The sequence below is a fragment of the Trinickia sp. NRRL B-1857 genome (assembly GCF_050470685.1).
Classification (GTDB): domain Bacteria; phylum Pseudomonadota; class Gammaproteobacteria; order Burkholderiales; family Burkholderiaceae; genus Trinickia.
Map to the genome: position 1 here is coordinate 3,209,585 of NZ_JBFLUK010000001.1, position 14,200 is coordinate 3,223,784.

Below are 14,200 nucleotides of genomic sequence, written 5' to 3' on the forward strand. Positions count from 1 at the left end.
AAGTTCTAGGTCTTCAAAGGGGTTTGCGGATGTCTGTCGCGGCGCACGAGCGACACGCCTGCGAGTTGCAACATCGCCACGCCGACGATGGCCGTGGATATCGCATTGATCTTTGGCGTGAGCCCAAGCTTGAGCGCGCTGAAGATGTACATCGGCAGCGTCGTCAACCCGGCGCCCGCGAGGAAATAGCTCGTGAGGTAGTCGTTCATCGAGGCAACGAAGGCCAGCATCGCTCCCGCCACGATGCCCGGCGCGGCGAGCGGCAGCGTGATCTGACGAAACGCCGACCAAGGCGTCGCCGAAAGATCGGCCGCGGCTTCCAGCAGATGCCGATCGATGCCGGCGAGTCGCGCACGGATCGGTAGATAGGCGAACGGCAAGCAGAAAACCACGTGCGCGAACAGCACCGTGATGAAACCTGGCTCGATCGAGAGCGCCGAGAAAAGCAGGAGCGTGCCTAGTGCAAGCACGATTTCGGGGACGACGAGCGGCACCGCGATCCATACGGTGAGTGCGGTGGATTTGGCGGCTCGCGAATGCCAACTCGCAACGGCGGCCGGCAAGGCCAATAACGTCGATACGAGCGTCGATGCGGCCGCCAGCAACAGCGATGCGACGCTTGCCCGCTGGAGCGTCGTATCGTTAGCCGCATCGAAATAGCCGTGAATGCCCCAGCCTTGCCAAGCCAATGCAGAGGGGCCGGCGTTGAAACTCATCCAGACAAGCGCGGCAAGCGGCAAGTACAAAAATAGCAGCACGGCCCACGCGACCGCGCCGGCCGGCATAAGCCTATGGCGCTCACGCGAATTCATAGCGAGCTCCCACTCGGCCGCGCATGCTCAGCACGATGCGCCTCGCGACGAGACCAGCCAGCATCGCGCCGAGCAGCGCGAACGCCATGGCCGCGCCGAGTGGCCAGTTGCGTCCGTCCGCGAATTGAAACGCGACTAGATTGCCGAGCATCATCGAACGATTGCCGCCTAGCAAATCGGAGACGACGCAGGTACCCAGCGCGGGGACGAAGACGAGGCCGACTCCGGCTGCGATGCCGGCGCGGCAACATGGCACGACGACGTCGCGCAAGGCGATGAGGCCCGTTGCGCCGAGGTCCAACGCGGCTTCGACGATATGCCAGTCGAGATCTTCGAGCGCTGCGTAGATCGGCAAAATCATGAACGGCACGAACGTATAGATAAGGCCGAGTAGCGTTGCGCCGTCGGTGTAGAGCACGCCGAGCGGCCCACGCGTCACGCCAATCTTATCGAGCCACTGATTCAGAAGTCCGTTGTCGGCGAGCAGCGTGATCCAGCCGTACATTTGCACGACCACGCATGTCCAGAAAGGCACGGTGACGAGCAAGAGCAAGATCGCCTTGCGGCGAGGAGGGCTGCATGCGATATGAAGCGCGACGGGGAGCGCGAGCAACAAGCAGATCGCGGTCGCCGCGCCGGCGAGTGCGACGGAATGCGCGAACACGCGCAGGTAGTCCAACTGGAACAGCCGCGTGCCGTCGAAATCGTGCGTATAGACGAGCGATGCGTAAGCGTCGAGGGAAAAGCTGCCCCAAGCGACGCCGCCAAATGGCAGCCGCGCGGTCAGCGAAACGACCGCGAGAACGGCGAGCGGCGCGGCGACACCGGCAAGGAGCACAGCCGCGATGGGCAAAACACCGCCCTCTAGTTTGGTGAATGCGCGCATTGTTCGTTTGGCGATCGGTGGGATCTCGGGGGAGTTTAATGGGGCATGCCCGTCTCGGAAATTGAATCGCGCGTCAATTTATCCTGTTTTCGCGTCAAAGATGCTTAATGAATTAGTGATGTCGATGTCGTAAATCCGATCGGCGCGAAACGCGCAACGATCTCGATCGAATTTTGCACGACGCTCAAGATTCGTCGGCGAGCAAGCGGTTTAAAGATTCGGTGCGCCGGAAACCGATTTTCGAGGCGACTTTCTTGGCGCTGTAATGTTTATCGCTTGTATAGCGCGAAGCGAGGTCTCGCCGCACGATCGCCCGCATTTCGCTCAGCGAGGTACCGACCGCTCGCAGCCGTCGTTGCAGCGTGCTGAGCGATAGCCCGAGTCGATCGTAGTCCTTTCGTCCGGGATTCTCGTAGAGCCAGGCGAGCAATCGTCCCACGATGTCGCCGGGCATCCATCGCGCCAGCTCGGCTTCTTTACGCTCGCATTGTTGCCGGGCGATTTCGAATGCGTGGGGATGTGCAAGGGGCAGCCGGCTGCCGAGTTCGGTCGCCGAAAAATACAGGGCGGTGTCGGCCGCATCGAACTCGATCGGGCAGCCGAACAGTTCGCCGTAGCTTGCGGCGTGGGCAGGGGCGGGAAATGCCAGCGTCACGCGTGAAAGCGCGATTTCACGTCCGAGGGCACCGAAGATTTCACGGCGTATCGCGGCGAGGCAAACGTCGCTATTGAGCACGAGCAAGTCCGGCCGATAGGCGTAGTTGCCGATGACCGCACGCGCTTCGGTCTCGCACACTTGCAGCGCGACGTCGAAATAGCAGATGGCGAGCAGCGGGTAGGAAAACGCGAGCCGCAGTGCGACCTCGAGCGTGGGACTCGTCAGCATCGCCATGCCGCGGTAGCCGTAGGCCGTAACGGGAATCGCATCGCCGATGGCGAGCCCGATGCCCGAATCGCCCGATGCCAGCCGCGCATTGGCGAATACGATGATTTCTTGCGCCTGGCTGATCACCGTATCGGGCTGTTCCAAGTCTGCCGGCACGATGCCCGTTCCCTGCAATAGCGCTTCGAGCGGTATGCCGTGCCGCTTGAGAAGTTGCACGGCGATGATCACCGTATGAAGGGTGGCAGGCCGTTGCGTGCTGAGCAGGTGACCCGCGGTGTCGCTCGACATGGGCAAGGCTCCCGCTGGCTCAACCGCGTGTGAGGTCTAGCGTGAATACGACCTGGCATCCGTACTCGTCGAGTCCATGCCGCTGCCAGCCCAGATGCTGATAGAAGCCGTCGGCACGCGAGCCGGGATCGGTGATCAATTGCACCGAGCGAGCGCCTTCATTGCGCAGCCAGCGCACCGAGCGGGCGAGCAATTCGCGGCCGATGCCGTGCGCATGACACGACGGCCGCACGAACAACGCTGAAATGAACGGCTTTTCCGTCATCACGGGCAAGCAAATGCCCACCGCTTCCGTACCGCGCTCGCAGACCCATCCGCCGCCCTGGCGAATCTGCTCGACCAGCTTGTCGCGATCGAGCAGATTCACTTGATGCGGATGAATCCGATTTTCTTTGACCGAGAACCGCACATCGTAAAACGCACCGGTATCGTCTGTGCTCATCGGCCTATATGCGAGAGTGATAGCGTCCGCAGTCAACGTGATTCTCCATTGCGATATTGGGTCGGTCGTATCCTATCACCGTATCGGCAGATTCAAGAATGGGTGCCGATGAATAGGGATTTTCTGATTTGATGCCGAAATAGACGTAACAGTACTTCTATTTTGGCATTGTTTTATGTTTGGCTTCTTTGAGTTTCTTTGTAAAAGCCGAATAGGCAAGGCTTGCGTAATCAACGGCTGAAAGTTAGTGTTGCACAAGACTGCCGCTCGTCGGCGGCGAGTCCTGCGAATCGATGGGCCGAGGCGTTGAGATCCCAGCGGCAACGCGAGCCGGCTCGAGATGAAATACATGGCCATTCGAAACTTATGGCACAACGATGGTGAGCCCCGATTTCAATTTGCTAGTCGTCTTGGACGCGTTACTGTCCGAAAACAGCGTGCTGCGTGCCGCCGATACGCTGGGGCTCAGTCCGTCGGCATTGAGTCGTTCGCTGGCGCGGTTGCGTCTCATGACGGGCGATCTTTTGCTCGTACGAGCAGGGCGCGATCTCGTGCCCACGCCGCGCGCGATCGAGTTGCGTGCACGCGTTAGAGCCGTCGTCGAGGAAGCGCAAGCCGTTCTATGCCCCGGCGAGCATGTCGACTTGCGCACGCTGAAGAGAACGTTTTCGATTCGGGCCAACGATGGCTTCGTCGAAACGTTCTCCGCACAGTTGCTCGCGCAACTATCTCGAACGGCGCCGCAAGTGCGGCTCCGATTCGCGCCGAAGCACGATAAGCACGTCGATGCGTTGCGCAGCGGCGAGCTCGACCTCGAGGTCGGCGTGATCGGTCATTCTGGCCCGGAGCTGCGCGTTCAAGCGCTGTTTCGCGATCGATTCATTAGCGTCGTACGCGCGGGCCACCCGCTATCGCAAGGCGAAGTCACCGCGGAACGCTATGCTTCGTTCGGCCATATCAGCGTGTCTCGACGTGGTCTGCCGAAGGGCGCCATCGACGAACAACTCAGCGCCCTAGGGCTTGAGCGCGCCGTCGTGACCGTCGTGTCGAGTTTTCCTTCGGCGCTCACCCTGGCCCGGGAGTCCGATCTGATTGCAAACGTGCCGGAGCGCCAAACCGAAAAGTCGCGAAGCGGGATGGTCAGTTTTCCGGTACCGGTGCCGACCAATTGCCTGACCGTCTCGCAGATCTGGCACCCGCGCTTCGATCGCGATCCGGCGCATCGATGGTTGCGCGAGTCCATGCGGCGCGTCTGTGCGCCGGCGGATGGACACGCGATCGAGCCCGAAGTCTGCGACGTATCGTGATGGGGCGTGGGGCTCGTTAGGCGTGCATGCGCCGGCGCAGCTTGTCGGGTCCGCTCCATCGAGGTGAACTTGCGTCGTACTCAAGGATATATTGCGTTTCGCGCTCTTCCGAAGGAAATACCGCTTCGGTATGCTGGATGCGTGACGTTGCAGTGCGGCATCAAAATCGGATTGTTAATGCCGGGCAGCGCCCGAGCAATTGATCGATGTTCGCGCAATTGTCGCATTCCTACTCGTCTATCCAATCGTTGAACGACCGGTTCCGCTTGCGCGGGATGCGTTCTCTTGCGGTTGCCGGTTAATATAATTTCAATTATTAGCATTCGAGGGCCTCATGAAACCATGGTTTGCGATCCAATACCTCCATTTTTTGGTAGTTTTTCTGGATGAAAATGGCCGGAGACTCAAATGATTTCGAATGCACTGGAAGCGTCTTTTGTTAAAAAGACCGTATTGAGCAATCGTGAATGCGAGGTTCTGCGCTGGGCGGCGGAAGGTAAGACGTCCTACGAGATTGGTATGATTCTCGGATTGACGGAGCGTACTATTAATTTTCATATTGCCCGTTCGATCGTGAAGCTCGGGGCCTCGAATAAGACGAATGCCGTCGTTAAGGCCATGCAACGAGGCTTGATCGAATTCGCGTAGTGCGCGGATGGCGGGGCGCCGGGCGGCGCCCCTGTCGGACGGCGTCAAATCGCGCCCTGGAACGACAGGACCCGAGATTTGAATTCTTCGGGAACGGCCTGGGTCGAGTGATTTTCGTAGTCGTACATGACGTGCGTCGAATAGGCCCGCGCGACGACCGCGTCGTCGTCTTGCTCGGCACCGTCGCGCACCATCAAATGCTCCAACTCGAAGCTTTTCGAGCCGAATCGCGTCACGCTGCTGCGCACCGTAATGGTGTCGCCATATTGAGCAGGCTTCAAATACTCGCACGAGGTCTTCACCATGATGTGCGGCAGTTTCGCGGAGTGCGGCAGCTTGAGCAGATCGTGCATGAAGGTGAGATAGGCGTGCTGTAAATAGTCGTAATAAACCGGGCTGCTGACATGGCCGGTCGCATCCGTCTCCCGATACTTCACGGCGATATTCGTCTCGAAACATTTCTTCGTCATGGCTCACTCCCTTGGTGGTGAGGTCGATGTCGACCCGAGGTGCGAAGAATTTAATATCAATTTTTCAAGTGCGAAACTGTTGGAAATGGCAGATGCGAGGGGAATATCGTAGGTCTGATATAAATGACAGTATCAAGTTGCCGTTTATCAAGTTCTAATTGCCGCCGTAAATCGGCTATGCGAAACGAGAGCGGAGCGTCAACATGGATAGATCGGTTCAGGCAACGTCGGCGAGCGGGCCGGCGGTCGTCGGCGCGGGTCGGTTGCGCAGCGAACTGCCGCGCGATGCACTGTCGGCACGACTCGTCGACGATACACGGCACGCGCTCGCACGCATCCTCGCGGGCGACGACGATCGTTTAGCTGTCATCGTCGGCCCGTGTTCGATCCACGATCCCGAGGCGGCATTCGAATTCGCTCGGCGGCTGGCACCGCTGCGTGCCAAGCATGCAGATACGCTCGAAATCGTCATGCGTGTGTACTTCGAAAAGCCGCGCACGCGAGGCGGGTGGAAGGGCTTGATCAACGATCCCGGGTTGGACGACAGCTTCCGCATCGAGCAAGGGTTGCGCATGGCGCGCGGCATCTTGCTCGGCGTCAACGCGATGGACGTGCCGGCGGCGACGGAGTTTCTCGATCCGATCGTCACGCCCTATCTCGAGGATCTCGTTTCTTGGGGAGCCATCGGCGCACGCACGACCGAATCGCAGATCCATCGGCAAACGGCCTCCGGAGTGGGCGCGCCGATCGGTTTCAAGAACGGATCGGACGGAAACGTGAAGGTCGCTATCGACGGCGCGCTGGCCTCGCGTACGGGGCACCGGTATTTGCGGCCGGCGGAGCGCGGCGGGATCGAAATCGTCGCGACGACCGGCAACCCCCATACGCACGTCGTCTTGCGCGGCGGCAAGACCCCGAACTACGACGCGCAAAGCGTCGCCAGCGCCTGCGTGGCGCTGAGCGAGGCACGCCTGCCGCCGTTCGTCGTCGTCGACGCCAGTCACGGCAATAGCGGCAAGCAAACGCGCGCGCAACTCGATGTCTGCGAAAACTTGGCGCTGCAATTGGAAGAAGGCCAACGAGCGATTGCGGGCGTGATGATCGAGTCGTTCCTCGTGGAGGGGCGGCAAGACATCGTGCGGGGCCGCCCGCTCGTGTTCGGTCAAAGCGTAACGGACGCGTGTCTCGGTTGGAGCGACACCGCGCAAGTCATCGAGCAGCTTTCCGCCGCGATCGCGGCACGCCGGCGGTCGCATGCCGGCTTCGTCGCACGGCGCATCCCCGGCATCGAAATCGACGCTGTGTCTTACTAAAAGGAGTTGTCTTGAACGCACCGAACGATATCGCGCACACCCTCGACTGGAAGGGGGAAGGCGCCAGCAGAACGCCGTATGCGGCCTATACGAGCGATGAGCTTTATCAACGAGAGCTGGAGCGGCTGTTCTACTCGAAGCACTGGTGCTATATCGGCCTCGAAGCCGAGGTGCCGTCGCCCGGCGATTTCCAACGCACCGAGGTGGGCGAACGTTCGGTCATCATGACGCGAACCGAGGACGGCGAAGTCGCTGTCTTCGAAAATGCCTGCGCCCATCGCGGCATGCAGTTTTGCCGCGAGCGAGCCGGCAAGGCGAAGGACTTCCACTGCCCCTATCACCAGTGGAACTACGATTTGAAGGGCAACTTGATCGGCGTGCCGTTTCGGCGCGGCGTGCGTCAAGCGGGCAAGATCAACGGCGGCATGCCGGCCGAGTTCGATCCGAGCCAGCATTCGTTGCGTCGCCTGCGCGTATCGACGCGCGGCGGTGCGGTGTTTGCGTCGTTCGACCAAAACGTGGAGTCGTTCGAGGACTTTCTCGGTCCGAAGATCCTTCATTACTACGACCGCCTCTTTCACGGCCCGAAGCTCACGCTGCTCGGCTACACGCGCCAACGCGTGCCGAGCAACTGGAAGCTGATGGTCGAGAACATCAAGGACCCCTATCACGCCGGTCTGCTGCATACGTGGTTCGTCAACTTCGGCTTGTGGCGCGCGGACAATCCGGCCGAGCTCGTGACCGATGCGCATCATCGGCACGGCGCGATGATTTCGATCCGCAGCGGCGGTGGCGGCGGCGAGGTCACGCATAACGTGACGAGCTTCAAGGAGCGCATGACGCTGCACGACGATCGTTTCCTCGATGTCGTTCACGAGCCGTGGTGGGGCGACCCGACGGTCGTCATGCTGACCTTGATGCCGAGCGTGATCATCCAGCAGCAGGTCAATGCGCTTTCGACGCGGCGCATCCGACCCGTGAGCCCCGGCGTGTTCGACTACGTATGGACGCACTTCGGCTTCGAGACCGACGACGAGGAAATGACGCGCCGGCGTTTGCGTCAGGCGAATCTGTTCGGCCCGGCCGGCTTCGTGTCTGCCGACGACGGCGAAGTGATCGAGTGCGTGCAACAGAACTTCGACACGATCCCGGAAGGCAACGTCTACAACGAACTCGGCGGACGCGGGGTGGACGATCACACCGATCACATGGTCAGCGAGACCCTCGTGCGCGGTATGTACGAATATTGGCGCAAAGTGATGGAGGCCTGAATGACGACGATCGCCACCTTGACTCAAGCTCAGGCGCCGGCGCCGCGAGCGACGGACGTGACCTTCGCCGATTACTACGCACTCGTCGAGATGAACGCGCGCTATGCGTCGGTGCTCGATACCGGCGATTGGGACGCGTGGCCCGAGTTTTTCGAAGAGGCGTGCCGCTACGAGCTCGTGCCGCGCGAGAATCATGAGCGGCGCCTGCCGCTTGCGCTGCTCGCTTTCGAAAGCAAGGGCATGCTGAAGGACCGGGTCTACGGCATCAAGGAAACGCTTTTCTACGATCCGTACTACCAGCGGCACATCATCGGCACGCCGCTCATTACCTATATCGACGAATCGATCATCGAGGCGCGCACGAACTACGCGGTGCTGCGCACCAAGTCGGAACAGGCGACGGACGTCTACAACGCGGGCTTTTACATCGACCGTATCCGTCGCAACGAGGACGGGTTGCGGTTCGAATCGCGGATCTGCGTCTACGACAGCGAAATGGTTCCGAACTCGATCATCTATCCGATCTGACAGGAGCGCGTTATGAGCAACGAGTGGATCGATGCCGTCGACCCGGAGGTCGTGCGTGCCGAGGGTCTTGCGGGCGTGCACGTGGCAGGGCGCGACATCGCGCTGTTCGCGGTCGGCGATGAAATCTTCGCGACGGATAACCTGTGCACCCACGGCGAGGCACGTCTGACCGACGGCTTCTTGCTCGACGACGAGATCGAGTGTCCGCTTCACCAGGGCCGCTTCAGCGTGCGTACCGGCAAGGCGATGTGCGCGCCGGTGGAGGGCTGCATCCGCACCTATCCCGTGAAGATCGAGAACGGTCGGATATTGCTGCAACTCGAGACGGACGAAGTCTCGTCGCAACCGGGAGAGCAAGGATGAGCGCCTACGTAGTGGTGGATGTCGACGTGCTCGACCCCGAGGGCCTGGCGGCCTATCGCCAAGTGGGCCTGCCGACGATCGCGGCGCACGGCGGCCGCGTGCTGGCCCGCAGCGACGATGTCGTGGTGCTGGAAGGCGAGTGGAAGCCCAGGCGCGTGGTCGTGCTCGAGTTCGACGATATCGAGACGGTGCATCGCTGGCATGCCTCGCCCGAGTATCAGCGCGCGCGGCAACTGCGTCTCGAGGCGGCGCGGACGCAATCGATCGCGTTGCCCGGCGTATAGCGCTCGGTCCGCTCATCCCACATCACAGGAGAAAACATGTCCGCATTCGTGATTTTCGACATCGACGTGCACGATCCCGAAGCCTACGAGGGATATCGTCGAATCGGCGCACCGACGGTGGCCGCATTCGGTGGGCGCTTTCTCGTGCGCGGCGGCGAAACCGAAACGCTCGAAGGCGATTGGTCGCCGAAGCGCATGGTCGTACTCGAGTTCGAATCGGCCGAGCGCGCACGTGCTTGGTATCGCTCGAGCTCGTATCAGGAAGCCAAACGGCTGCGCGAAGGGGCCGCGCATACGATCGGGATCTTGGCCGACGGCTACGCGCCCGCGCCGGTCGCGGCCGATGCATCGACGGTGACGCCGTAACACGGATTGAAGTGGCGGTTCTTGCGGCGGTGTCGCGATCTGCGGCGCCGCCGCTTTTTTTGGGGGAAGGAGATCGAACGTCGATCACGTGCGATAGGGGGCGGTACGGTTCAGGCTCTGCGGTAGCGGATGGACCACACGAGCGCGAGCGTGGCGACGAAGAGCAAGACGGAGCCGAACGAGAAATCGATCAATGCCAGCATATGCGCTTGAATCTCGATCGAATGGGCAACCGATGCAAGCGCCCCAGCCGGCGACATGCCGCTATGTTCGAGTTTGGCGAGCCAGTCGCTCGTGCCCGGATCGAACAATGTGATGCGATCGACGAGATAGGTCCGATGTACGCGGGCACGGCGTTCGAAGTAGGTCGGCGCGATCGACGTCGCCATACTCGTACCGAGCCGGCGCAAAGCGTTTTGCAGACCTGACGCTGCCGGTAGCCGATCGCGCGGCAGACCCGCGATCGAGAGCGATACGAGCGGTGTGATGAAGAACGCGGTGGCCGCGCCCATCAGCAACGAATTGGCCGCGATGTCGCCGATCGTCACGTCGGTATTGAAGCCCATTCTCCAAAACGACGCGGCGCCCCAGCCGATCAGCGCGATCGTCGCGAGCCGCCGTGGGTCGGAGCGGCCCTGGAAGCGGCCGATAAGCGGTGCGATGACGATGCCGGCGATGCCGAGCGGCGCGGTGGCGATGCCGGCCCATGTGGCGGTGTACTCCTGCTGTGTCTGCAACCAGAGCGGCACGAGCACGAGCGCGCCGTAGTAGACGCCGAATCCGACCATGACCGCGAGCGTGCCGGCCGTAAATTCGCGATTGGCGAAGAGCCGTAGATCGACGATCGGATGGGCTTCCGTCATTTCCCAGAGAATGAGCGCGCAAAAGGAAACGACGCAGACGACGGCAAGCATGCGAATCTCGACCGACGCGAACCAGTCCAGGTTTTCTCCTCGATCGAGCAACAACTGGAGCGATCCGAAACTCGCGGCTAGCAGCGCGAGACCGACCATGTCGACGGGAAGGCGTCGCGTGGGATTGTCGCGTCCATCCAGAAAGCGCATCAAAACAAGGAGGACGATCGCACCCGTGGGCACGTTCACATAGAAGATGTACGGCCACGTCAGATTGTCGGTGATCCAGCCGCCGATGATCGGGCCGAGCACCGGAGCGACGAACGTCGTGGTCTGCCAGACGGCCAACGCGACGTTGCGGCGCGCCGGTGGAAAGACGGCCATCAACAGCGCTTGCGAAAGCGCGGTGATCGGCCCCGACGCCGCGCCCTGTAGTGCACGGAAGATCAGCAGCGACTCGAAGTTGGGCGCGAGGCCGCACAAAATCGAGGTGACCACGAACAGCACCAGCGACACGCGAAACAGCAGCACCTGCCCGAAGCGCTGAGCGAGCCACCCCGTGAGCGGCAGCGTGATTGCGAGCGGCGTCGCGAACGACGTCAGCATCCACGTGCCCATGTCGGGCGCGACGCCGAGGTCCCCCGCGATCGTGGGCACCGCGACGTTCGCGATCGTCAAATCGAGCGTCTGCATGAAGTTCGCCACGCTGATGGCGATCGCGACGAATACGAGCGCCGTGCCCGTCATCGGTTCGAGCGGCTGTTTAGGCGCCGGGTGAGATTTCGTCCACGCCATCTCACGCTCCCGGCTCATGTGCACCGGCGCCGCTATTGGCGCGGATCGTTTCGTTCACGAGCGCATTGCCCGCATCGTCGTCGCCGCGATAGACCGTGGTTTGGTCGATCGCACCGGGCGAGCCGCCGACCTCCGGCAGCGTCGATGCCGACACGGCGCCCGCGGATTGCTTGACCGGCACCGACGCGGTCATCGACAAACCGATGCGCAGCGGATGCGCACGCAACTCCGCCGGGTCGAGCGCGATCCGCACCGGCACGCGTTGTACGACCTTGATCCAGTTGCCGGTCGCGTTTTGCGCAGGCACGGATGCGAACGCTGCGCCCGTGCCGGCTTCGATGCCGGCAATGCGGCCGTGAAATACGACATCGGGGCCGTAAAGGTCGGAGCGCAGATCGACGGCTTGATCCGTGCGCATCTCGCGCAACTGCGATTCCTTGAAGTTCGCTTCGACCCAGACTCGATCGAGCGGTACGAGCGCCATCGCGATCGCGCCGGGCGCGACGTGCTGGCCCACTTGGACGACGCGGTGCGTGATGAGCCCGCCGATCGGCGCACGGGTTTCGGCGCGCCGCAGCGCCAGCGCCGCGCTGCGTACGCGGGCGGCCGCTTCGCGCACGAGCGGATTCGATTCGATCGACGTGCTGTCGATTTTCGCGAGCGCCGCCTCGTAGGCGGCTTGCTGCGCACTGAGCGATGCCGACGCGCTCGTCATGGCATCGCGTGCATGACGGATATCCTCGCGCGAGACGCCGCCGTCTTGCGCGAGACTCTCGCGCCGCCGCAGATCGTCGCTGGCTTTCGCAAGCGTGGATCGTTGCAGTTCGACCTCGGCGTTCTCGCGCGATACGTCGGCACGCGCGGTCCGGTACGCGCGCACCGCGTGCGCGAGTTGTGCGACGGCCGCATTCAGGGCGAGGCGCGCGTCCGTGCTGTCGACGCGAAACAGCGGATCGCCCGCGTGCACCCACTGAGCGTTTTCCACCATCACGGCATCGACGGTACCGTTCACGAGCGAGGAGACTTGGACGACGTCGCCGGCCACGTAAGCGTCGTCCGTGGTTTCGATGCCGCGCGTCGCCCCCCAGTAGGCGAAACCGGCGCCTGCCGTGACGGCAAGCGCGACGAAAAACAAGCGAAAGCGGCGCCGCCGGGCGGCGCGCATGCGTGCGGCGAGCGCTTCTTGCTCGACCGCTTGAGGATCGGAATTCGTCATCGTAAGGCTCCAACGGGGGTGCTGGCGCCGCCGAGCGCGGCGATCAGCCGGACATGCTCGATGGCGAAAGAGGCATCCGCTTGCGCAGCGGACGTACGGTCTTCTAACAAGCGGCCCTGCGCGAGCAGGACGTCCAGATAGCCGGCGATGCCTTTGGCGTAGCGGCGTGTCTCGACGTCGTAGGCTTGTTGCGCTCGCTCGAGCGCTTGCCGATGCAAGCTGCGCTCGCGCGAAAGCGCGTCGATTTCGGTAAGCGCATCGCTAACCTGTGCCAGCGCATTGACGACGGTGTCGTCGTAAGCCGCGACGGCCGCGTTGTAGGCCGATCGCTGGGCGCGCAGCTCGGCCTGCAAACGGCCGCCCTCGAAGATCGGCAGCGTGAGCGCCGGGCCGGCGCCGAGCGTGCCGCTACTGCCGTGCAGCAGTGCGCGAAAGCCGTAGCTCTGCACGCCGGCGAACGCGAGCAGGTTGATGTCGGGATAGAACGCGGCGTGCGCCGCATCGATGCCGGCGGATTGCGCTTCGACGTTGTAGCGCGCCGCGAGCACGTCCGGGCGCGTGCCGACGAGCGAAGCGGGGAGTACCGCGGGAAGCGGCAGCGGCACGGCGAGGACGCCGGCCGACGCGACGAGCGTATCGGCGTAGCCGGGGCCCTTGCCGACGAGCGCGGCGAGCCGGTGTTGCAGTTGAGCGACGGCGGCGTTGTGCCGCTCGATACTCGCCTGCGCGAGCGGCACGGGCTCGCCGGCGCGTAGCGCCGCGACTTGCATGTCGATGCCGGCGTCGACGCGCGCAGTCGTCAGCCGCAATAGGTGCTCGTGCTGCGTGAGCGTGTCGTGTGCGATGGCCAGCAACTGCTGCTCGAGCGCGAGCTGCAAATACGTCTCGACGATCGCGGCTTCGAGCGACACCTTGGCGGCGTCTTCGAGCGAGCGCTGCCGATCGGCGCGCAAGCGCGCGGCGCGGCTCATCGCTCGGAGGCGCCCCGCCAAGTCGAGATCCCACGACGCCGTGAGAAGCGCCTGCGCATCGACTTGCCAATGCCCGGCCGCGGGCGGCGGCGTTCGATAGCTGCTCGATAGGCGCTGCGGGAGGGCGTCGGCCTCGGCATCGAGCTTCGGCAACTCGGCGGCGTGTTCGATGCGCGCCTCGGCGAGCGCTTGCTCGACGCGCTCGTGTTGCACGCGCAGCGACGGCGCGCCGGCCAGCGCGTCGTCCAAGATGCGATCGAGCTGAGCATCGCCCAATGCGCGCCACCATCGGGGGACAGGCGGCTCGCCTGTCGAAGCAGCGCGAATGGCGGCGCCGGCGTCCCACTGGTCGATGGGCGTGACCGTGGCGGTGGGCGGCTGCTGGCCGAACGGCGCGCAGCCTTGCAGCGCCACGGCCGAGAGCGCGGCGGCGAAGAGCGCGCTCCGTGTTCGCACGCTTAGTGTTGTTTTGGGCATGGTCCGTTAATTCCGCTACCCCG

The 14,200-nt window shown here is 62.8% G+C and carries 16 protein-coding genes; 8 read left to right on the plus strand and 8 right to left on the minus strand.

The annotated features are described in order from the left end of the window. Positions 1-5: 5 nt before the first annotated feature. The 4 genes from AB1286_RS14320 to AB1286_RS14335 all read right to left on the minus strand — a co-directional run bounded on the left by AB1286_RS14320 (position 6) and on the right by AB1286_RS14335 (position 3,314). Positions 6-812 carry an ABC transporter permease gene (locus AB1286_RS14320; RefSeq protein WP_430363890.1) on the minus strand — a complete coding sequence of 269 codons (807 nt, stop codon included), beginning with the start codon at positions 810-812 and terminating at the stop codon, positions 6-8. Continuing rightward, positions 799-1,698 (minus strand): ABC transporter permease, encoded by a 900-nt coding sequence (locus AB1286_RS14325; RefSeq protein WP_430363891.1) that lies wholly within the window; start codon positions 1,696-1,698, stop codon positions 799-801. The genes AB1286_RS14320 and AB1286_RS14325 overlap by 14 nt, the downstream gene beginning before the upstream one ends. 184 nt (positions 1,699-1,882) lie before the next feature. Further along, complete coding sequence (locus tag AB1286_RS14330) at positions 1,883-2,872, minus strand: AraC family transcriptional regulator ligand-binding domain-containing protein (RefSeq protein ID WP_430363892.1); 990 nt, start codon at positions 2,870-2,872, stop codon at positions 1,883-1,885. Positions 2,873-2,891: 19 nt separating this feature from the next. Beyond that, the gene (locus tag AB1286_RS14335; protein WP_430363893.1) at positions 2,892-3,314 is read right to left on the minus strand and encodes a GNAT family N-acetyltransferase; all 423 of its coding nucleotides are present in this window, start codon (positions 3,312-3,314) and stop codon (positions 2,892-2,894) included. A gap of 377 nt (positions 3,315-3,691) precedes the next feature. On the opposite strand from AB1286_RS14335, the gene AB1286_RS14340 reads away from it, so the two are divergent. Then, on the plus strand, positions 3,692-4,621 hold the full coding sequence (locus AB1286_RS14340; RefSeq protein WP_430363894.1) for a LysR family transcriptional regulator: 930 nt from the start codon (positions 3,692-3,694) through the stop codon (positions 4,619-4,621). 408 nt (positions 4,622-5,029) lie between these two features. Continuing rightward, positions 5,030-5,269, plus strand: coding sequence for a response regulator transcription factor (locus tag AB1286_RS14345; protein WP_430363895.1), 240 nt, complete (start codon positions 5,030-5,032; stop codon positions 5,267-5,269). A gap of 44 nt (positions 5,270-5,313) precedes the next feature. Here the strand turns inward: AB1286_RS14345 and AB1286_RS14350 are convergent, their stop codons facing one another. Beyond that, positions 5,314-5,739: an acyl-CoA thioesterase gene (locus AB1286_RS14350; RefSeq protein WP_430363896.1), complete on the minus strand. Its 426-nt coding sequence runs from the start codon at positions 5,737-5,739 to the stop codon at positions 5,314-5,316. A 203-nt stretch (positions 5,740-5,942) separates the two neighbouring features. On the opposite strand from AB1286_RS14350, the gene AB1286_RS14355 reads away from it, so the two are divergent. The 6 genes from AB1286_RS14355 to AB1286_RS14380 are packed head-to-tail and all read left to right on the plus strand — an operon-like array spanning position 5,943 to position 9,864. Beyond that, positions 5,943-7,052 (plus strand): 3-deoxy-7-phosphoheptulonate synthase, encoded by a 1,110-nt coding sequence (locus AB1286_RS14355; RefSeq protein ID WP_430363897.1) that lies wholly within the window; start codon positions 5,943-5,945, stop codon positions 7,050-7,052. Between the two features lie 11 nt (positions 7,053-7,063). Then, positions 7,064-8,323 carry a Rieske 2Fe-2S domain-containing protein gene (locus AB1286_RS14360; protein WP_430363898.1) on the plus strand — a complete coding sequence of 420 codons (1,260 nt, stop codon included), beginning with the start codon at positions 7,064-7,066 and terminating at the stop codon, positions 8,321-8,323. Beyond that, complete coding sequence (locus tag AB1286_RS14365; RefSeq protein ID WP_430363899.1) at positions 8,324-8,851, plus strand: aromatic-ring-hydroxylating dioxygenase subunit beta; 528 nt, start codon at positions 8,324-8,326, stop codon at positions 8,849-8,851. Between the two features lie 12 nt (positions 8,852-8,863). Further along, the gene (locus tag AB1286_RS14370; protein ID WP_430363900.1) at positions 8,864-9,214 is read left to right on the plus strand and encodes a non-heme iron oxygenase ferredoxin subunit; all 351 of its coding nucleotides are present in this window, start codon (positions 8,864-8,866) and stop codon (positions 9,212-9,214) included. Next, positions 9,211-9,498, plus strand: a complete 288-nt coding sequence (locus AB1286_RS14375; RefSeq protein WP_430363901.1) for a DUF1330 domain-containing protein — start codon at positions 9,211-9,213, stop codon at positions 9,496-9,498. The genes AB1286_RS14370 and AB1286_RS14375 overlap by 4 nt, the downstream gene beginning before the upstream one ends. 36 nt (positions 9,499-9,534) lie before the next feature. After that, the gene (locus tag AB1286_RS14380; RefSeq protein ID WP_430363902.1) at positions 9,535-9,864 is read left to right on the plus strand and encodes a DUF1330 domain-containing protein; all 330 of its coding nucleotides are present in this window, start codon (positions 9,535-9,537) and stop codon (positions 9,862-9,864) included. A 110-nt stretch (positions 9,865-9,974) separates the two neighbouring features. Here AB1286_RS14380 and AB1286_RS14385 read toward each other — a convergent pair whose 3' ends face one another. The 3 genes from AB1286_RS14385 to AB1286_RS14395 are packed head-to-tail and all read right to left on the minus strand — an operon-like array spanning position 9,975 to position 14,177. Further along, positions 9,975-11,513: a DHA2 family efflux MFS transporter permease subunit gene (locus AB1286_RS14385; RefSeq protein ID WP_430363903.1), complete on the minus strand. Its 1,539-nt coding sequence runs from the start codon at positions 11,511-11,513 to the stop codon at positions 9,975-9,977. A 1-nt stretch (position 11,514) separates the two neighbouring features. After that, on the minus strand, positions 11,515-12,729 hold the full coding sequence (locus tag AB1286_RS14390) for an efflux RND transporter periplasmic adaptor subunit (protein ID WP_430363904.1): 1,215 nt from the start codon (positions 12,727-12,729) through the stop codon (positions 11,515-11,517). Then, entirely contained in the window at positions 12,726-14,177 is a 1,452-nt protein-coding gene (locus AB1286_RS14395) for an efflux transporter outer membrane subunit (protein ID WP_430363905.1), read from the minus strand. Before AB1286_RS14395 ends, AB1286_RS14390 begins: the two co-directional genes overlap by 4 nt. Between the last annotated feature and the right edge of the window lie 23 nt (positions 14,178-14,200).

Excerpts from the sequence above, each read along its gene's own strand:
- AB1286_RS14320 (WP_430363890.1), bottom strand. The coding sequence starts at position 812 with ATGAATTCGCGTGAGCGCCATAGGCTTATGCCGGCCGGCGCGGTCGCG.
- AB1286_RS14325 (WP_430363891.1), bottom strand. The coding sequence starts at position 1,698 with ATGCGCGCATTCACCAAACTAGAGGGCGGTGTTTTGCCCATCGCGGCT.
- AB1286_RS14330 (WP_430363892.1), bottom strand. The coding sequence starts at position 2,872 with ATGTCGAGCGACACCGCGGGTCACCTGCTCAGCACGCAACGGCCTGCC.
- AB1286_RS14335 (WP_430363893.1), bottom strand. The coding sequence starts at position 3,314 with ATGAGCACAGACGATACCGGTGCGTTTTACGATGTGCGGTTCTCGGTC.
- AB1286_RS14340 (WP_430363894.1), top strand. The coding sequence starts at position 3,692 with ATGGTGAGCCCCGATTTCAATTTGCTAGTCGTCTTGGACGCGTTACTG.
- AB1286_RS14345 (WP_430363895.1), top strand. The coding sequence starts at position 5,030 with ATGATTTCGAATGCACTGGAAGCGTCTTTTGTTAAAAAGACCGTATTG.
- AB1286_RS14350 (WP_430363896.1), bottom strand. The coding sequence starts at position 5,739 with ATGACGAAGAAATGTTTCGAGACGAATATCGCCGTGAAGTATCGGGAG.
- AB1286_RS14355 (WP_430363897.1), top strand. The coding sequence starts at position 5,943 with ATGGATAGATCGGTTCAGGCAACGTCGGCGAGCGGGCCGGCGGTCGTC.
- AB1286_RS14365 (WP_430363899.1), top strand. The coding sequence starts at position 8,324 with ATGACGACGATCGCCACCTTGACTCAAGCTCAGGCGCCGGCGCCGCGA.
- AB1286_RS14370 (WP_430363900.1), top strand. The coding sequence starts at position 8,864 with ATGAGCAACGAGTGGATCGATGCCGTCGACCCGGAGGTCGTGCGTGCC.
- AB1286_RS14375 (WP_430363901.1), top strand. The coding sequence starts at position 9,211 with ATGAGCGCCTACGTAGTGGTGGATGTCGACGTGCTCGACCCCGAGGGC.
- AB1286_RS14380 (WP_430363902.1), top strand. The coding sequence starts at position 9,535 with ATGTCCGCATTCGTGATTTTCGACATCGACGTGCACGATCCCGAAGCC.
- AB1286_RS14385 (WP_430363903.1), bottom strand. The coding sequence starts at position 11,513 with ATGGCGTGGACGAAATCTCACCCGGCGCCTAAACAGCCGCTCGAACCG.
- AB1286_RS14390 (WP_430363904.1), bottom strand. The coding sequence starts at position 12,729 with ATGACGAATTCCGATCCTCAAGCGGTCGAGCAAGAAGCGCTCGCCGCA.
- AB1286_RS14395 (WP_430363905.1), bottom strand. The coding sequence starts at position 14,177 with ATGCCCAAAACAACACTAAGCGTGCGAACACGGAGCGCGCTCTTCGCC.